Source organism: Sphingomonas sp. DC5200-1, from assembly GCF_049897245.1.
Classification (GTDB): Bacteria; Pseudomonadota; Alphaproteobacteria; order Sphingomonadales; family Sphingomonadaceae; genus Sphingomonas; species Sphingomonas aquatilis.
In genome coordinates this window covers 1-2119 of record NZ_JAFCVW010000035.1, presented here as the reverse complement: position 1 = coordinate 2119, position 2119 = coordinate 1, and the positions used below count along the sequence as shown (strand labels likewise).

The 2119-nt window shown below is 64.8% G+C and carries 2 protein-coding genes; both read right to left on the bottom strand.

Annotated elements, in window-relative coordinates:
* Positions 1 to 513: 513 nt before the first annotated feature.
* Entirely contained in the window at positions 514 to 1701 is a 1188-nt protein-coding gene (locus ACP7A3_RS20900; RefSeq protein ID WP_426294715.1) for a serine hydrolase domain-containing protein, read from the bottom strand.
* 191 nt (positions 1702 to 1892) lie between these two features.
* A partial coding sequence (locus tag ACP7A3_RS20895; RefSeq protein WP_426257026.1) for a hypothetical protein occupies positions 1893 to 2119 on the bottom strand: 227 nt, incomplete at its 5' end.

The following is a 2119-nucleotide window of genomic DNA, read 5'->3' as shown; positions in this document are numbered from 1 at the left end:
GTCGGGAGGCTCGCCCGGGTCGTTCTCGCCCGAGGTTCGGGTCTGGCCAGGTCATGGTCCGCGCGCGATATTCTCGGCCGACGACAACGAAAGCGTCGTGCTGACGCTTCAGGAATACACCGCGATTCCAGTCAACCCGGATGAAAACGGGGTTAGCGGCCTCAAGGCCTAATGGTTACGTGATATATCACCTATATATATGCCATATCACCGCCTATTCCCTCGCCACCTCCATCATCATCCTCGAGCAGCATCGGCTGGCGCTCCACCGGACGCGGCTGGTGGAGATCGGCTCTCCCTATAATCCCAACTTCCAGTCCGCGCTCATCACGCTGTCCGGCCATGGCGCGGGCGCGACGTCGGCCAATGCCGCGTCATTGGCCAGGGTCTCCGCGATGGTCACGCAGCAGGCGACCTTCCTCGCGTCGATGGACGGATTCCTGTTCATCGTGATCGTTGCGTGCGTCGGCGGGCTGATCGCGCTGTTGCAGCGGCAGATCCGCCAGCGGCCCTTCAGCCGCCGCGATCGAGCAGCGCCTGCACCCGCTTGTAGAAGGTTTCGCGGGCGTCCCCTTCGGGGCCTTTGTCCGCGCGGGTCCAGGATGCGTTGGTGGCGATCACCAGCCGGCGCTTCCGATCGATGAAGATGCCCTGGCCGAAAATCCCCTGCGCGGCGACCGAGCCGTCATCGTAAGTCCACCATTGATAGCCGTAGCCGGCGCCGGGAACGCCGATGTCCTTCTGCTTTACGGTCGCCTGCGCGAACCAGTCGGCGGGCACGACCTGCCGTCCGCCGGCCTTGCCGTCAGCGAGCACGAACAGGCCGAACCGGGCAAAGTCGCGGGTAGTTGCCTGAATGCAGCAGCCGGCGATCTCGTGGCCGGTGCTGCCCTTCAGCCAGGTCGCTTCCGAAGCCATTCCGCCCGGCTGCCAGATCTTCTCCTGCAGATATCGGGACAATGTCTTGCCGGTCGCCGAGGACACCAGCACGCCGATCAGGTTGGTCTCGCCCGTATTGTAATGCCACACGGCGCCCGGCGGATGGGCGCGGGGCAGCTTGCGCATATAGCTGACGGTCGCGTCGACGCCGGGATCGGGCTTCGCATCGTTGAATCTGGAGACGTCGGAATCGGGATTCTCATAATCCTCGTTCCAGCGCACGCCCGAACTCATGGTGAGCAACTGGCGCACGGTCACGTCGTCATAGGCCGATCCCCGCAGGTCGGGGATATACCGGCTGACCTTGTCCTCCAGGCTCCTGATCGCGCCATCCCGGATCGCGGCCCCGACGAGGGTGGAGGTGAAGGACTTGGCGACGGAGAAGCTGGTCCAGCGCCCCCGTGCGTCGAAACCCAGCCCGTAACGCTCGAACCGCACCTTGCCGTCCTGCAGGATGACGATGCCCGCCTCGCGCTGCTCCGCCAGATATCGGTCGATGCCGGGAATGACCAGCGGCTTGCCCTGCGGCAGCGCCAGCGGATGTGGCGAGGGGGCGATATGCGCCGCATGCGCGAGAATGGGCAACCGATCCATCGCGCGGAACGCGGCATCCCGCTGGTGCAGCGACCAGCCCAGCACATCGGCGTTGGTGGGAAGCGCGAGCAGCAATCCGCGCGTTTCCTTGTCCAGACTGGCGAACCAGCCCCCGCCCGCAAGCAGCAGCGCGCCGACCGCGCCCAAAGCCCAGGTCCGCTTGCGCATCATCCCTCCCGTCCATGTCCCCGGCGAAAATAATCGCCGCCCGCCCAGGCTATATGAAGCCGAAAATACCGGCTGACGAGACGGGAATGCGCCTCGGCCGGCGATTGCCGGATTCAGCCAGGGCGGCCATCCGGCTTCGATTTCCCGCAGGCGAAGACTTCCTTCGCCCTTCTGGAGGCGGATGTCAACACCTACTTCCACGACAAGCACATGATGGCGGGCGCAGAGCGCGCAATGAGCGAGACTTGGCCCTGTCGGTCGAACTCACCACAATAACGATATTTGGTGTCGCAACCGGTCGAGACTGTTGAAAAAGGATCGCGTGGGATCAGCGTGGTGGATGACAGGTGACGCCGGGCACCGGAGGATGCGCCGCGTATCAGGCCGGCGCGGCCTGCCGGGCCAGCAGCTGGAGGTT

What these genes read in the sequence shown, in the direction of transcription:
- ACP7A3_RS20900 (WP_426294715.1), bottom strand. Translation starts at nt 1,701, where the DNA reads ATGCGCAAGCGGACCTGGGCTTTGGGCGCGGTCGGCGCGCTGCTGCTT.